The organism is Pedobacter sp. Leaf170 (genome assembly GCF_920984665.1).
GTDB lineage: Bacteria > Bacteroidota > Bacteroidia > Sphingobacteriales > Sphingobacteriaceae > Pedobacter.
Map to the genome: position 1 here is coordinate 95,197 of NZ_CAKLBP010000001.1, position 18,019 is coordinate 113,215.

An 18,019-nucleotide genomic window follows, 5' to 3' on the forward strand; every position below is an offset into this window, starting at 1 on the left:
TTAATAAATAAAATAATAGCTTTAGAGCATCGACTAGCCTGTTTGATATCTGTGTCAAGCATATTAAACTTCAACTTACCAGCAAGAGATATTAATGAAAGGACCTATAGTTTATCCAATTGATTTTCTTCTAAACTTATACCTTCTAAAATGTCTCATATTATTTAAGTTTTTATAAATGAAACGACCAGTAGGGATAGAGACAAAAGTTTTAAAAAAATCTACCAGGAATTGCATATCAATCAAAGTTTTCAAAACTAAACCAAAATACGAAGGTTGTCTTTATACATCTATACCATATATTATGAATAACGACAACAAAATTTCAAGACGCAAAGTTTTAGGAGGGTTAGGTTTAGCGATGGCCACAGTTGCCACAACTCCATTTTTGGGAAATGCAGTGCCTAGTACACCCAATTTAAGTCTGGATAGATTGGATGATCTGCAAGATCCAACGACCAAGTACCCGCGTCCGCCTTTCACTCATCAGAATCAGCCCTGGCCAGCACTTGCAAGTAAAATGATTCCAAGACCGGACCATGGCGAAACCAGTTATAAGGGCTCAGGACGACTTATGGGAAGAAAAGCCTTGATTACAGGTGGAGATTCTGGAATGGGAAGGGCAGCGGCTATTGCATATGCCCGGGAAGGTGCTGATGTCGCGATTAACTATTTACCTCAAGAGGAACCAGATGCTCAGGAAGTTTTAGCGCTTATAAAAAAAGAAGGGAGAAAAGCAATTGCCATTCCTGGCGACATTCGTGAAGAGGGTTTTTGTAAGAAATTAGTTGATGAGGCGGCCATACAGCTGGGTGGCCTCGACATCTTAATCAGTAATGCAGCACGCCAGCAATCAAATCCATCTATTTTAGATATCAGCTCAGAGCAATTTGATTGGACCATAAAAACAAATATTTATGCCCCATTTTGGATTATAAAAGCTGCCTTGCCATATTTAAAACCGGGATCATCTATCATAGGTACGACTTCAGTTCAGGCAACAGATCCCTCACCTGATTTATACGATTATGCACAGACAAAGGCAGCTACAACTAATTTTGTTAAATCACTAGCTAAGCAACTTGGTCCAAAAGGAATTAGGGTAAATGGAGTCGCACCCGGCCCAATCTGGACACCATTGCAAATGGGTGGTGGTTCTACTCCAGAAAAACTAAAAGAATTCGGAAAAGAAACTCCACTAGGAAGACCGGGACAACCGGCAGAACTGGCTTCGATATATGTACAACTTGCAGCGAATGATGCGAGTTTTTCAACGGGTCAAATATATGGTGCAGCCGGCGGAAACGGTCAACCGTAGCAGTTGGAAATATTGTAAACAAATTGTGGCGCTAGAAAATATAATTACTGCTATAAGTCAGAATGCCTGACCATAATAATTAGCGTCTTTCATTACATGCATGATTAAATATTCACAGATACATTTGTTCCGAAATGTTAAACATTAAATACAATCCATACTCTCGAAATTTTCATTAAAATTTATAAAGTCAGAAAATTGTAAAAGAAACATTTTTGATGCCCTATTAAATACTTAATAAATACTTAAGAAAATCTGAAAATAAATTTGTAAAACATTGATTTACAGATATTTAGAGCGAAAAATTAAAAGACTCATAATCTTTTGGTCGCTGGTTCGAGCCCAGCTGGGCCCACAAACAAAAATCACCCCTTGAGACATTCTTAAGGGGTTTTTTTATGCCCTAGAAGGCGCTTTTTAGCCGTATCTCCTGTTATTTCTGCAATTCATTTGGTTAGGTTCACCCCCTGGTTTAAGTGTTCAAACGGATCACTTAAATCTCTTTTGAAAACCAAGGTCTCCAGACCTAAATAGCTTGCTGCACTAAATTACTTCAAAGAACGACCACTCTTTTAGTGGTTTTATTTTTATGGGTTGAAAAATTTTAATTTATGTCATAATTTAATTTCATCTTCTGCGTTCAATAACCAATAGCTTACCAAATGAACCACTTTATCAATTTCGAAGCTAAATATTTATCCTCTAACTAAACCCTATTGCAATGAGCACATTCTTAATCACACCAATCGCATTTTACATCATTTCAGCATCACTTATAATTTTAGGATTCATTTCAGCAGAGCAGAATCCAATCGATGATGATTATTAATTATATTTCAAAAAGCTCTGGAAGCATTCTTTGGAAGCCCTGTTGTCAATTTTTAAACTATGCTTGATTATGATGCGCACAAACCGAGCCATCGACCTAAAAAAAGATTGGCTGGTTCAATAAAAGAATAACATTCTATGAAAACGTTCCAGCGCTTACTATTCTTCATTTTATACATTGTTTGCTACACTGCATCTGCTCAGGACAAATCAAGCTACACCTATAAAAACCCATCCGCCAATGGTACCGGGAAGGTCTACTTAGGAAGGGAGATTGCCCAGGTCATGAGTTTTGAAGGGGTGGAATGGCTCGAACGAAACAGCAGAATCAGGGAAGAAAATACACTCCAGGCTTTGGCCTCGATGCCCTTAAAAAGCAATAGCGTTGTTGCCGATATTGGTGCGGGTTCAGGATTTTATACCTTCCGGGTAGCCCGGCGTATTCTTAAAGGTAAGGTTTATGCCGTTGAAATTCAAAACGATGCCTTAACTTATCTTAGGAAAAAGACCGCTGAAGAAAAGCTGACCAATGTAGAAATTATCAAGGGAACAGAATTATACCCTAACTTAGCACCAAATTCTATTGATTTAGCTTTTATGGTGGATGTATACCACGAACTGGAACATCCGGTGGCTTATCTCGCTGCACTCAGAAAGGCCCTTAAACCAAATGGACAGCTACTGCTTTTAGAATACAAGGAGGAAGATCCAACGGTTGCCATTAAAGCTGAACATAAGATGAGCATCAGACAGGCAAAAAAAGAGTTGGCGGCAAACGGCTTTAAACTGGTTCAAAACGGTGATTTTTTGCCTTTGCAACATTTTCTGCTATTTGAGAAAACAAGTAATTGATTATCTTTCTCATTCATTTACTGCTTCAATATTGAGTAATTGACGGGGTTTTAGAAAATTGCCAGATTAATGAGTGATACAGTAAATTTTCTTCAATTAAAATGACAGCTCTATTATCAAATTAATCCCACAAGCTGGTAGATTAGCACCATAAAGTGGAACACATCAAATTTATGCATTCCACCTGGGTAACAATTGTCAATAAATAAAATCAGAATCTTCCAGAATGAAAGCCATAGGATTTAAGGAATCTTTACCTATTAACCATACAGAAAGCTTTATTGCCTTCGCTACAGAAAAACCATCGGCCAGCGGCAGAGAACTGTTGATTAAAATTGCTGCAATCAGTGTCAATCCTGTTGATTTTAAAATCCGTCAAAACAGTGCAAAAGATAAAGTGCTTGAGCAGCCAAAAGTGATTGGCTGGGATGCAGTGGGTATCGTTGAAGAAACCGGCCCCGATGTAAGCATGTTTAGCAAAGGAGAAATGGTTTACTATTCAGGCGATCTTAATAAAAGCGGGAGTAATGCAGAATACCAACTGGTTGATGAACGCATTGTTGGCAGAAAACCTGAAAATCTTACTTCAGCTGAAGCTGCTGCCATGCCCTTAACCCTACTCACCGCATGGGAAATATTGTTTGACCGCATTCGGATAAATGAAAGTGATAGAGGAAAAACACTACTTATTATTGGCGGCGCGGGTGGTGTAGGGTCGATTGCGATTCAAATTGCAAAGAAAGTTGCCGGATTAAATGTCATCGCTACAGCTTCCAGACCAGAAAGTGCAGAATGGTGCAGAAAACAGGGTGCAGATTTCATCGTGAACCATCAAAACCTTGTACAGGAAGTGCAGCAACTTGGATTTGAGCAGGTTGATTTCATTCTAGATTTTGTGGATCTCAACCAATACTGGGATGCTATGGTTAAGCTGATTAAACCACAGGGCCAAATTGGTTCAATAAGCGACCCCACAGAAAACGTTAACTTGAGGGCTTTAAAAGGCAAAAGCGTAAGTTTCCACTGGGAATTGATGTTTACACGCTCCATGTTTCAAACAGAAGACATGAGCAGACAGCACCAAATATTGAATGAAGCCGCATCATTGTTTGAAAATAGAACACTCTGCTCAACTATCAATCAACACCTGAAAGGCTTTACCACCGAAAATCTTAAAAAAGCACATGCGTTGTTAGAAAGCGGTAAAACCGTTGGCAAAATAGTAATAGAATATTGATGTTGCCAGCTAAAATGCGTCACTGTTTTCAATTACATTTATATTTTTTCAGGAAGTTGAAAAGTTAGCTATCAATAAGTTGAAATAAGGGGCTTTTAAAAGCCTTCTTAACATTGATTATTTGTTTGATATTAATAGCGAATTGGCAGAAAGGGTTCTGAACAATGCGGTATTTTTTTTATTGTCTAAATTTAGATATGCTCCCATATCGGAAACACCTGTTTGATATTATGAGTTGCTCATGCCCAATTCATTCTGGGATGCCTCAATACTAACCCCACTCCATTACCTGCTATTGGTTTCAGTATTGCCGGCTTAGGTTTAAATCGGAAATACTTTACCACAATGCTTATGAAATAATGAGGACAGATCTGAATTCCTCACCAGAAGTTGACCACTTCCTGCTGAATCTTCAATAAGACTACCACCAAAACATTAGGAAACTCTGAACAAAAAAGCTTATCCAAATTTGTTAATAATAAATTAACATGGCTAATGCCTTTTCTTTATACCTTCGCATGCATTTTAGAATGATCTGATTAACGCATCCCATTAGACATTCAAAAACAATGAAATTTAAAAACATCCTTATCTATCCAGGATTTATTGGCATCCTGTTTCTATCCGCCTGTTCAAAAAAAACGACAATTGAAAACGAAACGCCGGCAACTCCTCCTCAAGCTCCAAGAGCTTTTACCATTACAGAAACTTTCGAATCTGGCACTAAAGGGGCCTATGCGTTAGACAGTGTGCAGCTATTAACCGGCAAATGGACAATGAGCGATGCCCTTATCGGCAACCTTGCAGCTGATGCCAAGAATGGCACCAAGTCTGTACGATTAAGAACGGGTTACTTATCCATGAACTTTGACATTGCAGGCGCTAAAATGATTTACATATCGCATGCCAAATACGGTACAGATGCAAATTCTACATGGCAGCTACTGAGCTCTGTTGACGGCGGCAAAACCTATACACAACTGGGTGTAGATATTGTTGAAAGCAGTACCACATTGGTAACAGATTCATTTAAAGTGAGTAGTACAGGCAAAATTCGCTTTCAGATAAAAAAAGCAGGCACCACCCGAATCAATATTGATGATATTATTTTTAAAGGCACTGGCGATCCTGGCATTACCGTAGGTGCTCCTGATACTGATCCGGTGGACAATGGAAACGCAACAACCCCAACTCCGGGGAGAGGTACACCAGAAGCGGGTGCAGATGCACCACCAGCAAGTGGCGACAATTCAAACTCATTGTTCGGTAATCCTTCAGGCGCCTTGGCTTCCGTAGTCTCATCAGAAAACTATTTGATAGATCAAAAATATTATGTAGAAAGTTATAGTATGAGCCGCGGTGTTCCTAATTGGGTAAGCTGGCACTTAGATCCTAATAATTTCAACGGCACAGCAAGCAGAAAAGACGATTTTGCTGCATTTACTGGTTTGCCAACAGATTGGTATCAGGTACAGAGTAATAGCTATTCAGGTTCTGGTTTTGATAGAGGTCACAATTGTCCAAGTGGCGACCGCACCAGTTCGAGCACAGCCAACTCAGCAACTTTTTTGATGACCAATATGATCCCGCAGGCACCAAACAATAATCAGAAAACATGGGAATCGTTCGAAAGTTACCTTCGCGGGCAAGCCTTAAATGGCTATGAAGTTTATGTAATTATGGGCAGTTATGGTACTGGTGGCATTGGTTCCGCAAGTGCATCAGTTGTGAATACCATTAACAATGGAAAAGTAACCGTTCCGGCAAATGTCTGGAAAGTTGCAGTGCTACTGAAAACGGGCGATAATGATTTAAGCCGCGTAACTTCTTCAACAAGAGTGATTGCAATTAATACACCAAACATCAACGGTACCAGTGCAAGCTGGAAAGATTACATCGTATCAGTAAGAGATATTGAAAGTGTAACAGGTTACAACCTGCTTTCAAATTTACCCCAAAGCATCCAGGATGTAGTGGAGAAAGTGAAAGATTCAGGGAATTAACTTAAATTATCAATTCATTTCGTAAGTAATAGCAATATTGAAAAGGGGCTGCATCATAAATAGTAATAATCAGCCCCTTTTATATTTTATTAACCAGAGCAGAGGGAAATTTTTCTCCCCATATCAAACTCAACTATCTAAAAATCAAGACCTGCATTAGCCCAGCCATTGCGTTCAAAGCTAAAAATTGAGAGTTAGATAGATTTGAATCGTTCTGTTATTAAAACATTTCTATTCATAGAAGGTAATGAAAGATTTGCAGCAATCTAAACCTCAGAAGATAAGATATTACGCTGCCTATTTCGGAAAAAAATCATTACTGATAAAATTATTAAACCACAAACTAATCCAATCTGAGATGCAGAGGCAAAAGTCATCGCCCAACCAGAAAAGTATGAACCCAGTACATCGCAGAAATTTACCATAGCCATGTAAGCCGTAAATTGCGAGCCCTCTATCCTCTTTCTGCAAAGCAACATTAATACCGGCATTGCAGCAACACTAAACATTGGGTCGGCAAAATTGAATAATAATAAACCGGTTATACTAACAGATTTTAAATACCAAAAACTCCCTAAGAGTGAAAAAGTAATCAGGAATAGCGCAATAACGAACATCACCTTCCCTTGGAGTATTTCTGGCCCAATTTTATCAGCCATATATCCTCCTAATAAGGTAACCATGAGGGTTGCTATGGTTCCCCAACCACCTTGCAAAACAGATACAGCGTTATTTGTCCAATGTAAGTTATGAATCAAATGAAACGAAAAACCCCTTATAAATATGCTTAAACATGTATATACCACTGCAATTTGCAAAAAGGTTTTCATGCTATTCTTTACTGTTACCGCCTTGTACAACTGTATAAATAACCACTTTAATTTTGGATTATCATTGAAATGAACATCATTTGCACTGGGTATTGGTCTAAAAATAGGTAGGTAATTATCCGCTGAATCGAGTTTAATAATGTATGTTATTATAGTAAAAAAAAGTAAAAGTGCCGATTGGGTAGCTGCCGCATAAAAAAACCCGTAATGATTTAAAATGGTAGATAAACCCGCCGAACCTGCTGCAATACCTAATAAATAGCCGCCTCTCATAAAAGCATTTACACGTCCTCGCTCTGCTTCGGGCACAATAGAAATGGCCATTGCATCTACACTTGCATCCTGAACGCTCGCAAAATTACTATGGATAAAAAAAAGGAGGGATAAAAGTAAAATTTGCTTAACCGGATCGTTAACCATCATCAAGGCCAATGATGCAACAAATGCTAGGACTTGAGTGAGCACAACCCAATGTTTTCGATGACCAATTACAGAGAACTGGTATCGGTCTATTATTGGACCCCAGATAAACTGAAGCACCCATGGCAAACCTACAATAGCTATAAACGAACCAACAGAATAAGATGATAAACCCTTGGCGGCTAAATAATTTGCCACAGCAGTTAATGCAAAACCCGAAGGAATGCCTTGCATAACATATAAATAGAAGAAACTAAAATACCTTAAGCTTTTACTCTCTTTTAGTACGGGAAGGTTTGTTAACAATTTAGGGAGATAAAATGAGTTTCAGTGCAAAAATGAATATAAGGTCAACAGAAATTACAGCAGATTGTTCAGCGGTTTTTACAATTATTTTAGTAGCACTAAAACCCCTGTAAATGGATGTAGGATATTTTTTTTAGCGAAAAAAATCATAGCGCATAGTTTATCCAACCTTACATTAGAATTATCTGTTTTTTAAATCACTGGTTATCTTATTATTGCACTATTTACACACAGGCTTAGAAAAGTTGTTTTTCCAAATCACAATTAAATAACTAATTTCAGCTTTCATTCAGTTTAATGCCCCTTTGTTAGCTTTAAGGCAATAAATCCCAAGATAGCAGGATGCCTATGTATTGACTATATCTATGCATGAACTGAATCAAATCATTCCTAAATTAAATTATGGCGAAATTCATTAATCTTGATTTTCTTTATGCTCCAGGTGAAAATGGAAAAACGAATTTTTGGTCAGCACTTATTGGCAGCCCAACAAAGTTTTCTTTAGAAAGCAGGGTATTTCATTCTGTTAGCCTTGGCCTAATTGCAGCAACATTGATTTATGCGCCTTATAATTTATTTGCAGGTCTCTATGTAGGCTCTATTTCTGCAATGTTTTTCAGTATGTTTTTTTCTTATCAGTATTATTATTCCAGGTTTCGAGCTAAACCGCACAGCAGTGTCCTTTTCGGGTTGATGGGATTGTTAATATTTGGAATAAATTATTTTGCCATCGGTGGTATTGCCGGCTCAACAGACATCATCTGGCCAGCCTATTTGCTGGTTTTACTGGTCATTTCACCATACAGGCATCATCTTAACTGGCTTGTGATTTACTTAACCTGGTTTTTTGTTTTGCACACCCTTGGGTATTATTATCCGGAGTTTATAAAATATCCCTTTGATACCCCTAAAGGACAATATTTAGATCGGATGACCGCTTTTCCATTGCCAGTATTTGTTATTTATATTGTTATCAGGTTTATCAGGCGAAACTATGACATAGAACGCATCAATGCCCTGCAAAAGACAATTGCATTAGAAAGCAGCAATGAGCAAATTTTAAAGCAGAAAGAAGAGTTGGAGCAACGAAGTTTGGAAAAAGACAATTTGATGTCCATCATCTCCCATGATGTAAGGACGCCCTTAATTAATATTCAAAACTACCTTGTTCTGTTAAATAAAAACAAGCTACGCGATGAACAGCGGCTTTTGATAGAGCAATCATTAGAAACCGCAACCAGTCATACCATCACCATGCTCTCTAATTTGTTGAACTGGTCTAAATCCCAGATGGGCGGATCATTTGCGCAGCTCGAAGCGATAAATGTTTTGGAAGTGCTCGAGAGTACGATAGAGATGGCTCGTGTTACTGCCCTGAAGAAAGAAATTACATTTGAGAATACAATTCCAACTCGTCTTAAGATATTAGCCGATAAAGATATGCTGCAGATTGTAATGCGCAATTTGGTCAATAATGCAATAAAATTTACGGCAATTGGCGGCATGATTAAAATAAACGCTGAAATTCTTAACAATGAATGTAACATCACCGTAATGGATAATGGTAGAGGAATGGCTGCGAGTGAACAGTCGGCTATTTTTTCGATTAAAGCAGCGCCAACCTATGGTACAAATAATGAAAAGGGCGTTGGACTTGGCTTAGTTCTATCTAAAGAATATACAGAACGCATGGGCGGAAAAATCGGTTTTGAAAGTCGTTTGAATGAAGGTTCTAAATTTTCCATTAGCCTCCCCTTGGCTGAGTGATTACTGAAACGTTTCGTTGAAAGATGCTGCTAAGCATCATATTAGAGCAAAAAATATAAATTAATTATAATCTATACACACTTAACATCCATATCATCCGGTAAAGGTTTTAAGATGTTGTACGCTAATATTACCAAATTAAATCTTGTTGCCATTTCTTCCGTTTTTCATTGCATCGTTTTTGCTCTATTTCAGACAATGTCTTTGTTACCATTAGAGATTTATGTGGCCACTGAAATATAGAAATATAAAAAAATGGCGGCCATCTATTTAGGGGAATAAACTTACTATTTTAATGCAGTTTAGCGCAATTCCATAATCGAGAGAATATTTCCAGATGGATCTTTAAACCATGCAACATTCGGTCCGCCATTAGCTCTTGAAATGCCTTTAACATCTGTCTTTAAATACTCATCGTTGTATTGCTCAAATCTTACACCATTATCAATCAATTTATCAACGATTTCTTCAATATTATCAACAGGAAAATTTAATACCGTAAAAGTTGCAGGTGTATGATTTGGCTTAGGATAGACCAGAATGTTTGCCGACCCTGAAATCTCGATTTCTATTAAACCCATCTGATTAACTTTAACAGTTAAGCCTAAAGTATTTTCATAAAAATCTTTTGCTTTTGGAATGTCGTTTACTGCAAACGAACTAAACCCTTTTGAGTTTTTTAACATATTTTAATTTTTAGATATTTTAATTTTTCCAAACACCAAGTAAACGCCTGATAACGACTATTTCTGCAATATGATAAGCATTATGATCGGCAATTTGCAAAGCCTCCCGTAAAATATTCTGACCACTTCCGTGGGGTATTTTTTCAAATAAATCTTCTGATTCAATTAAGTTGATAAATGCCGCCAGATCATCATTAATTTGTTTTAACGAATCTTCCCACTCCTGCTCGTTTTTTGGAGCAGTTTCTTTTGGCCAGTAATCATCCGGCCATTCTGGAGATTTATGGTTAACATCCTTACTAAACTCAAACATATCCCATTGGGCAATTCTAATATGCTCAACTAATTGCCAAATACTATAAGGTAGATTATATGGTTTTGCACCAAGCAAATGAAAAGGCAAACCAGAGATAGCATCCTGAAAGCTTGCATGGGCTATTCCGCCGTTTAATAATTTCTTTAATTCGGCTATTAATATTTCCTTGTGCTCCATATATTTCTGACAATTGATTTACTATCAACAAATAAAAAACCTTACAGTTTTTTACAACATAAATCATTTATGTTAGCAATTATTTACATTTGGGCATGAGTTTTATTGAGCATTTTCCTATTCTTCAAAATTACACCTATTTAAATACGGCTTATTCTGGCCTGCTATCTACAGAAATTGCAAACTGGCGTAGAAAACACGATGAAAATTTCATTAATGAAGGAAGTATTTTCAGGGCAAATAGTCTGGAGATTATGGATGAACTCAAAACCAATCTCTCATCTGTTTTTACCGTAAAACGTGAAAATACCTTCTTAACTTCCAACTGCTCAAATGGATTAAATTCTGTTTTAAATGGGATGGATATCAGCCATCGGTTTTTGTTGCTTCAGGAAGATTATCCTTCGCTAAATTACCCGGTTACCAGCAGAGGTTTCGATTATTTGGAAATTCCAATTAATGCAAATCTAGAAGAGCAAATTTTAAGGGCAATTGAACAATTTAAACCAACGGTTTTTGCTTTCAGCATGGTTCAATACATCAGCGGATTAAAAATGCAAAGCGATTTTATCAAAAAGCTGAAATCAGATTATCCAGACTTGATTTTAATAGCTGATGGTACACAATTTTTAGGAACTGCTCCATTTAACTTCCAGCAATCGGGTTTGGATGTTTTGGTAGGAAGCGGCTATAAATGGTTGTTGGGCGGTTATGGTAATGGTTATATTTTCCTATCGGATGCTGCCAGAAAGCTCATTTATCAACATAAGAAAAAATTAAGCTTACCAGATGTGCCATTTTTGAGCGGTCGGGACTATCTATCATTAACTTTAGAGCCCGGCCATTTAGATAGTTTAAATTTGGGTACATTAAATCAAGGACTTAATTATCTTAACAACATTGGTTTTGATGTTATCGAGCAAAGGATAATGGAGTTAACTGCTAAAGCAAGAATTGCATTACATAAAAAAGGTTTGCTTCCCGATTGGATTATGGAGCGAAAAGAACAGTCTTCAATTATGAGTTTGCCATTACATCAAGCTATTGTAGAACGCTTAAATAACGAAAAAATCCTTGTATCGCCCAGAGGTGCAGGTACAAGAATATCCTTTCATTTTTACAATACCGAAAACGATTTAAATCATTTACTCGAAGTTATAGATTAGGCTACTTTCCACACTGCGTCAACAAAATAATGTTGCTCATCTGTAAAGTATTTTACCACTTTAAAACCCGATGCATTTGCGAGTTCTTCAATTTCCTGCTTCGAATATTTCTGAGAAATTTCCATCAAAATATATTCGTCTTTACTAAAATTAAATTCTTCGGAACCGATGTTAACCGTTTGATTCTGCAGACTGATTAAATAACTTTTACAAGCCCCATTTTCGGGATTATAACTTGCATAATGTTCAAATGCATTCACATCGAAATCACCATCCAGTTCTCTATTTATACGCGATAAAAGGTTCAAATTAAATGAGCTTGTTATTCCTGCTTTATCATTGTAGGCTTCTAAAATTTTTCGAGGATTTTTCTTTAAATCAAAACCGATAATTAAAATATCATTTGGCGATAATAAATGTTTCAAGCCCATGCAAAAAGTTTGCGCTTCTTGAACATCCATATTGCCAATGTTTGCTCCCATAAACAAAACCACCTTTTTTCTGTCTGAGATGGCAGTTTCTTTTTTAAGCATTTTAAAATAATCGCCAATTAATCCCTGAAAATTAAGCGCAGGTAATTCTGCCGGCAAACTTTGTTCTAATTCAGCAATTACATGTTCAGAAATATCAATAGGAAAATATTTAAAATCGAGTTTTTTATCAATCAATGCTTTAAGTAAATGAATTGATTTTGTGGCATCGCCGGCACCAAGTTCAATCAAATCAAAACCTGCATTATTATCAGAGAGTACATCAGCAATATGATTAGCCTGATGCTTCATAATTTCCATTTCTGCATTGGTTAAGTAATATTCCTCCATGTTCATAATCTGCTGAAAAATAACATCTCCAGTTTCGTCATAAAAATATTTAGAATACATTCGCTTTGGCTCTTGTTTCAATCCTTCCAGCGTTTCCTCAAGAAATTCCGTATTTGCTAAAGCTGTTTTTTCTGTTGATAGTATCATAAAATTTTATTTGGCTAAGCGAATGCCGGTATATTGCCATCTTAAATGCGGGTGAAAAAAATTTCTGTAAGTTATGCGACTATGTGCCTCGGGTGTGGCTATTGATGCACCGCGTAAAACTTTTTGATTAACCATAAACTTGCCATTGTACTCTCCAATTGCACCCGGTGCTTTACTAAAACCAGGATATGGCAAATAGGCGCTTTCGGTCCACTCCCACCGTTCGCCCCAGTTAAAATGTTTAGCTGCAATTTCCCATTCAAACTCGGTGGGTAACCGCATTCCTTTCCAACTTGCATAGGCATAAGCTTCGTAATAACTTATATGCGTTACAGAATGTTCATCATTAACTGGTTTTAATCCCTGAAGCGTATAGTTAAACCATTTGCCATCAATTTTATGCCAGTACATTGGCGCTTTAATATGGTTGCTTTTTACCCAATCCCAACCCTCAGCATGCCAGAAATTGAAATTGCTGTAACCGCCATCTGCTATAAATTCAATAAAATCATGGTTAGAAACCAGCGAAGAGCTAATAGCAAAATCATTTAAATAAACTTTATGACGGTTTAACTCATTATCAAAACAAAAGCCATCTCCATTAAAACCAATTTCATAAACACCGGCTTGTATATTTAATAACTTTTGGGCTGCCGATGGTAAGTTTAGTATTTCAGATTTAAATTCGCTGTATACCGGAAATAATGGATTATTCCCTAAAATGTATTTAATATCAGTTAAAAGTAATTCCTGGTGTTGTTGTTCGTGATTAAAACCCAGCACCAACAATTCATTAACATCATCTTTAATTTCATTTGATAGAAATTTAACCATCGCCTCATCAACATAGCTTCTGTATTGATAAATGTCGCTTACACTTGGCCTGCTCAGGTTACCCCTATCCGTACGGATAACACGATTTCCTACGGTTTCGTAATAGCTATTGAATACGAAATTGTAGTCTTCGTTGTAAATCTGATAATTTGAGGAGAAAGGCTTCAAAATAAAAGTTTCGAAAAACCAGGTTGTATGCCCTAAATGCCATTTCGGTGGACTCACATCGGCTACGGGCTGAACTACATAATCTTCGGTTTGCAAAGGACCGCAAAGTTGTTCAGTGTGCTTCCTGATGCTTAGGTATTTTTCAGCAAAATTCATTAATTTTTATCGAGATGATTCTTTAGATCTGTTATGCTATTAACATTAAGTTCTGCTGATTGTTTTTGTCGCATCATTAAAGCATAAGAATTATTAAACCCTATTGGCGCTAACCATTTGATTTTATATTTATCTAAAAATTCCTGCTGCACATATCGGTAAGTTTTGTTTTTGTCTTTTGATATTTCAGTTATTAATTTAGGATTTGGCTTTAAAATGGCCAGCAAACCCGTGCCCGTATATTCAGGATAGAAATCAATTTGATTATTTAACAGCGCATCAAAACATATTTTAGTGCCGCCAAGTCCGGTTTTGGTTTCAACCTTGTAATCTGTATTTCCTTTAATGAGTATGCTATAGATTTCAGCAAGAATATATTGCTCACCAAAAATTTTTGAGCCGATTTTCACCGTTCCCCCGCTCCCGTTTCGTGGTGTTTTGAACAGTTTATTTTTCAACAGAAAATCTTTAGCTACCCTTTCTGGCGTTTGATGTAGATAATCTGTACGGTAATTTAAATCAGTCATTACAGAATCGGTAATTTTACCAGCCAGTAAATTCAAGGTTTTTTCTAACTCAGGAAATTTTTGCAAGGAAGATTGAAGTACGATAGGCGCTGCATAATAAGGCGGAAAAATACCTTTGTCGTCTTTTAAAATTTTAAGTCCAAAAGCTTTCAGTCTTCCATCGGTAGAGTAACCGCTAATTACATCAAGTTCTTTTGAAAAAGCTGCTTTATACATTACCGCATCGCTGATAACAACCGTTTGTATTTTTAATCCATAGGCAGATTTAAGCCCTAAATCTCCATCCTGCCTACCCATAAATTCTGGTGTAAAACCCGCCCGCAAAGCAGAGCCATAGGCAGATGGTAAAATGTAAAATGCACTTAGCACAATTAAAACAATTGGGAGGCCCATCAAAATCCTCCTAAGTTTTTTAAAATCTAATTTTTGAATGATGGAAAGTAACCCATCTAAAATTATAGCCAGTAAAGCTGCAGGAATGGCGCCTGCCAAAATCATGTTGGTATTGTTTAAGGAGATGCCACCAAAAATAAATTCGCCTAAACCACCTGCTGCAATGTATGATGCCAGAGTTGCCACGCCAACATTTATAACCGTAGCGGTGCGTATACCGGCAAGAATCACCGGCATTGCCAAAGGGATTTCAATCTTAAAAAGTATTTGAGTTTTACTCATTCCTAACGCCTTTGCCGCTTCGGTTATGTGCTTATCAATACCAATAATGCCAATATAAGTATTTCTGATGATGGGTAGCAAAGCATAAATAAGTAATGCCACAACTGCAGGCTTTGCACCGATACCTAAAACAGGAATCATAAAACCCAGTAAGGCAATGCTTGGTACGGTTTGCAAAACACCGGCAATACCCAAAACTGTGCCGGATAGTTTGCGTTAACGTGCTATTAAAATCCCCAGTGGTAACCCGATTGCAATGGCAAAAAGTAAGGAGATAAAAGTTAAGCCAATGTGTTGTAAGCTTTGACTAAGCAATTTATCCGATTCCATCGACATGAATTGCCATAAGGTTTGCTGCTCATTCATGCCTAACTAATTTTGTATGTTGATTAAAGGCTCTTGTTAAATCTTCAAAGTTTACTTTCTTACTTTCTCCTTTAGGATTTTTAAAATTTAATTCGTTAAAGTTTCCTGAACGAAGTTTTTCCATCGCCTCCCAAATACTTAAATCCACATTTAAACCTTTCATTTCAGCACTTTTATTATCAGGAAGATTTGACCAAATATCTTTAATTTGAATTACTTTAAAAGCTAGCGCAAGTCGCTGACCATCTAAAAATTTCTCTGCAAAATCATTTTCAGGCTTAAAAAGCAATTCCTTTGGTGTGCCTACCTGCATAATTCTGCCTTTATCCATTAAACAAATCCTATCTGCAAGTTCAAAAGCCTCCAATACATCATGTGTAACCATCACAATTGTTTTTCTTTTGAGTTCTTCGAGATTCTTAAATTCTTGTTGAATGCTTGACCTTGTAACGTTATCCAAAGCCCCAAAAGGCTCATCCATAAGTAAAATCGCGGGTTCAGCAATCAGCGCTCTGGCAAGTCCTACCCTTTGCTGTTGCCCGCCACTAAGGGCATCTGGCAATCGCTGTAGTATATTTTTCGGAAGATGAAGCTTATCAACTAACTCATCAATTTTGTTTAAGGTTTTCTTTTTATCCCACTTTAATAGGTTCGCAACAACTGCAATATTTTCTTCAATTGTATAATGCGGAAAAAGCCCAATATTTTGCATTACATAGCCAATTCCTCTTCTCAACTGTTCGGTATTTTGCTGTGTTACATTGCTCCCATTAAGTAAAATTGTTCCGCCATCTGGTTCTACCAAACGATTAATCATTTTAAGGGTTGTGGTTTTACCGCAGCCGCTTGTACCCAGCAATACCATTGTTTCTCCTTCTTCAACTTTAAAAGAAACATTGTTTACTGCAACGTTTTTGCCGTATGTTTTACTAACGTTACGAAGTTCAATCATTTTAATCGTCAAGTTTCATAAAAAGATTATTTAGTGATTCTGAATAGGTTGGATGCGCAAAAACGCAATACCTAATCTTATCGTACGTTATACCGCCTTCCATTGCCAATTGTAAAACAGACATAATTTCTCCACCTTCTGATGCTAAAATAGCCGCTCCAAGTATTTTTTTGCTTTTAGTATCCACAATAGCTTTCATCAAACCTAAAGTTTCGCCGGTTTCTATTCCTCTGGCTACATACGACATTGGTAAAACAGCGACTTTATAATCAAGCTTTTGGGCTTTTGCATCCCTTTCTGAAATTCCGATTCTGCCCAATTGCGGATCGGTAAACATACAATATGGTATTGGCCGGCCTTTAATGCTATAATTTGCGCCTTCTATCAAATTTCGGTACACAATTGTATAATCGTTGTAAGCAAAATGTGTAAAAGCAGGACCAGGTGTAACATCGCCCAAAGCAAAAATCCCTTTAACGTTGGTTTCCAGCTTATTATTTATAACAATATAGCCCTTTTCGTCAACATTTATTCCGCATTGCGATAGGTTTAGCACTTCAGTTTGGGGTATTCTGCCTGTTGCTACTAAAACATGGCTAACTTTTAACTTCTCGTTATCTTTACCAGATTTAAACTCAGCAATTATTTCATTTTTCTTTTTTGATGAGAATTTGAGCAGTTGGGCATTCGTGATAACCTGTATTTTTTCTGCTTCTAAAATTTCGGTTAAGCTTGCAGATACATCTGCATCCTCTTTGGCTATTATTGAAGCTGATTTTTCAAGAATGGTAACCTTACTCCCAAACCTGCTAAACATCTGACCAAATTCTAATCCAATATAATTTCCGCCAACCACCAGCAAATGTTCGGGTATTTCTTCCAGCTCCATAATACTTGTTGAAGTTAAATACTCGATCTCATTCAGTCCCTCAATTTCAGGAATTACAGTTTTGCCTCCGGTATTAATAAAAATCCAGTCGGCCGTTAAAACTTCTTCGCCACCCGTATTTAACGATATGGTGATTTCTTTCTTTCCGCTAAATCTGGCTTCGCCCATAAACAACGTTAAGCCTTTTGTTGAATTAACGCCTTTCTCTGCGGAATTTCTGAATTGCCTAACGATAGCATCTTTACGTGCCTTTATCTTTTTGAAATTAACCTTTATGGCTCCTGTTTCAACGCCAAGTTCATCAGAATTTCTAGCCTGATGGGCCAGTTTTGCAGAAGCAATCATGGCTTTGGTTGGTGTGCAACCATCGTTAATACAGGTTCCCCCAACCATGCGTTTTTCTATAATTGCGGTTTTCTTACCTGCCTCAGCAAGTTTTTTTGCTAAAGGAACACCGGCTTGTCCTGCACCAATAATTATTGCATCAAAATGCTTCATCTCTAAAAATTTAATATCCGAAGGAAATACTTTTAAAATATGAATTGATAACCCGAATACATGTTCATTGTTTTAGTGAC

At 37.1% G+C, this 18,019-nt stretch carries 15 protein-coding genes and 1 tRNA gene; 7 read left to right on the forward strand and 9 right to left on the reverse strand.

Annotated elements, in window-relative coordinates; all coding sequences use genetic code 11:
• Positions 1–304: 304 nt before the first annotated feature.
• The 5 genes from LUA90_RS00375 (at position 305) to LUA90_RS00395 (ending at position 6,238) form a co-directional block, all read left to right on the forward strand.
• Positions 305–1,318: an SDR family oxidoreductase gene (locus LUA90_RS00375; RefSeq protein WP_304622666.1), complete on the forward strand. Its 1,014-nt coding sequence runs from the start codon at positions 305–307 to the stop codon at positions 1,316–1,318.
• A 276-nt stretch (positions 1,319–1,594) separates the two neighbouring features.
• Positions 1,595–1,673: transfer RNA gene (locus LUA90_RS00380), tRNA-Met, on the forward strand.
• Positions 1,674–2,284: 611 nt separating this feature from the next.
• A complete protein-coding gene (locus LUA90_RS00385; protein ID WP_231489746.1) occupies positions 2,285–2,998 on the forward strand; it encodes a class I SAM-dependent methyltransferase in 714 nt (237 codons plus the stop codon).
• A 226-nt stretch (positions 2,999–3,224) separates the two neighbouring features.
• Positions 3,225–4,235, forward strand: coding sequence for a zinc-binding alcohol dehydrogenase family protein (locus LUA90_RS00390; protein WP_231489747.1), 1,011 nt, complete (start codon positions 3,225–3,227; stop codon positions 4,233–4,235).
• A 569-nt stretch (positions 4,236–4,804) separates the two neighbouring features.
• The gene (locus tag LUA90_RS00395; RefSeq protein ID WP_231489748.1) at positions 4,805–6,238 is read left to right on the forward strand and encodes a DNA/RNA non-specific endonuclease; all 1,434 of its coding nucleotides are present in this window, start codon (positions 4,805–4,807) and stop codon (positions 6,236–6,238) included.
• A gap of 266 nt (positions 6,239–6,504) precedes the next feature.
• Here the strand turns inward: LUA90_RS00395 and LUA90_RS00400 are convergent, their stop codons facing one another.
• Positions 6,505–7,794 carry an MFS transporter gene (locus LUA90_RS00400; RefSeq protein WP_231489749.1) on the reverse strand — a complete coding sequence of 430 codons (1,290 nt, stop codon included), beginning with the start codon at positions 7,792–7,794 and terminating at the stop codon, positions 6,505–6,507.
• 402 nt (positions 7,795–8,196) lie between these two features.
• On the opposite strand from LUA90_RS00400, the gene LUA90_RS00405 reads away from it, so the two are divergent.
• Positions 8,197–9,561, forward strand: coding sequence for a sensor histidine kinase KdpD (locus LUA90_RS00405; RefSeq protein WP_231489750.1), 1,365 nt, complete (start codon positions 8,197–8,199; stop codon positions 9,559–9,561).
• A gap of 302 nt (positions 9,562–9,863) precedes the next feature.
• Here the strand turns inward: LUA90_RS00405 and LUA90_RS00410 are convergent, their stop codons facing one another.
• On the reverse strand, positions 9,864–10,247 hold the full coding sequence (locus LUA90_RS00410) for a VOC family protein (protein ID WP_231489751.1): 384 nt from the start codon (positions 10,245–10,247) through the stop codon (positions 9,864–9,866).
• Between the two features lie 19 nt (positions 10,248–10,266).
• Positions 10,267–10,740 carry a DinB family protein gene (locus LUA90_RS00415; protein ID WP_231460267.1) on the reverse strand — a complete coding sequence of 158 codons (474 nt, stop codon included), beginning with the start codon at positions 10,738–10,740 and terminating at the stop codon, positions 10,267–10,269.
• A 95-nt stretch (positions 10,741–10,835) separates the two neighbouring features.
• Here LUA90_RS00415 and LUA90_RS00420 point away from each other — a divergent pair, with 95 nt between their 5' ends.
• Entirely contained in the window at positions 10,836–11,906 is a 1,071-nt protein-coding gene (locus LUA90_RS00420) for an aminotransferase class V-fold PLP-dependent enzyme (RefSeq protein ID WP_231489752.1), read from the forward strand.
• Here LUA90_RS00420 and egtD read toward each other — a convergent pair.
• From egtD to LUA90_RS00450, 6 genes are read right to left on the reverse strand one after another with little or no spacing between them, the layout of a single operon-like run.
• Entirely contained in the window at positions 11,903–12,874 is a 972-nt protein-coding gene (gene egtD, locus LUA90_RS00425; RefSeq protein WP_231489753.1) for an L-histidine N(alpha)-methyltransferase, read from the reverse strand. The two genes, LUA90_RS00420 and egtD, sit on opposite strands and share 4 nt — an antisense overlap.
• Before the next feature lie 6 nt (positions 12,875–12,880).
• Positions 12,881–14,032, reverse strand: a complete 1,152-nt coding sequence (gene egtB, locus LUA90_RS00430; RefSeq protein ID WP_231489754.1) for an ergothioneine biosynthesis protein EgtB — start codon at positions 14,030–14,032, stop codon at positions 12,881–12,883.
• Complete coding sequence (locus tag LUA90_RS00435) at positions 14,032–15,429, reverse strand: glycine betaine ABC transporter substrate-binding protein (protein ID WP_231489755.1); 1,398 nt, start codon at positions 15,427–15,429, stop codon at positions 14,032–14,034. Before LUA90_RS00435 ends, egtB begins: the two co-directional genes overlap by 1 nt.
• 21 nt (positions 15,430–15,450) lie before the next feature.
• Positions 15,451–15,600, reverse strand: coding sequence for a hypothetical protein (locus LUA90_RS00440; RefSeq protein WP_231489756.1), 150 nt, complete (start codon positions 15,598–15,600; stop codon positions 15,451–15,453).
• Complete coding sequence (locus LUA90_RS00445; RefSeq protein WP_231489757.1) at positions 15,593–16,552, reverse strand: ABC transporter ATP-binding protein; 960 nt, start codon at positions 16,550–16,552, stop codon at positions 15,593–15,595. The genes LUA90_RS00440 and LUA90_RS00445 overlap by 8 nt, the downstream gene beginning before the upstream one ends.
• A 1-nt stretch (position 16,553) precedes the next feature.
• Complete coding sequence (locus LUA90_RS00450) at positions 16,554–17,939, reverse strand: mercuric reductase (RefSeq protein WP_231489758.1); 1,386 nt, start codon at positions 17,937–17,939, stop codon at positions 16,554–16,556.
• Positions 17,940–18,019 lie beyond the last annotated feature (80 nt).

Excerpts from the sequence above, each read along its gene's own strand:
- LUA90_RS00375 (WP_304622666.1), top strand. The coding sequence starts at position 305 with ATGAATAACGACAACAAAATTTCAAGACGCAAAGTTTTAGGAGGGTTA.
- LUA90_RS00385 (WP_231489746.1), top strand. The coding sequence starts at position 2,285 with ATGAAAACGTTCCAGCGCTTACTATTCTTCATTTTATACATTGTTTGC.
- LUA90_RS00390 (WP_231489747.1), top strand. The coding sequence starts at position 3,225 with ATGAAAGCCATAGGATTTAAGGAATCTTTACCTATTAACCATACAGAA.
- LUA90_RS00395 (WP_231489748.1), top strand. The coding sequence starts at position 4,805 with ATGAAATTTAAAAACATCCTTATCTATCCAGGATTTATTGGCATCCTG.
- LUA90_RS00405 (WP_231489750.1), top strand. The coding sequence starts at position 8,197 with ATGGCGAAATTCATTAATCTTGATTTTCTTTATGCTCCAGGTGAAAAT.
- LUA90_RS00410 (WP_231489751.1), bottom strand. The coding sequence starts at position 10,247 with ATGTTAAAAAACTCAAAAGGGTTTAGTTCGTTTGCAGTAAACGACATT.
- LUA90_RS00415 (WP_231460267.1), bottom strand. The coding sequence starts at position 10,740 with ATGGAGCACAAGGAAATATTAATAGCCGAATTAAAGAAATTATTAAAC.
- LUA90_RS00420 (WP_231489752.1), top strand. The coding sequence starts at position 10,836 with ATGAGTTTTATTGAGCATTTTCCTATTCTTCAAAATTACACCTATTTA.
- egtD (WP_231489753.1), bottom strand. The coding sequence starts at position 12,874 with ATGATACTATCAACAGAAAAAACAGCTTTAGCAAATACGGAATTTCTT.
- egtB (WP_231489754.1), bottom strand. The coding sequence starts at position 14,032 with ATGAATTTTGCTGAAAAATACCTAAGCATCAGGAAGCACACTGAACAA.
- LUA90_RS00440 (WP_231489756.1), bottom strand. The coding sequence starts at position 15,600 with ATGAATGAGCAGCAAACCTTATGGCAATTCATGTCGATGGAATCGGAT.
- LUA90_RS00445 (WP_231489757.1), bottom strand. The coding sequence starts at position 16,552 with ATGATTGAACTTCGTAACGTTAGTAAAACATACGGCAAAAACGTTGCA.
- LUA90_RS00450 (WP_231489758.1), bottom strand. The coding sequence starts at position 17,939 with ATGAAGCATTTTGATGCAATAATTATTGGTGCAGGACAAGCCGGTGTT.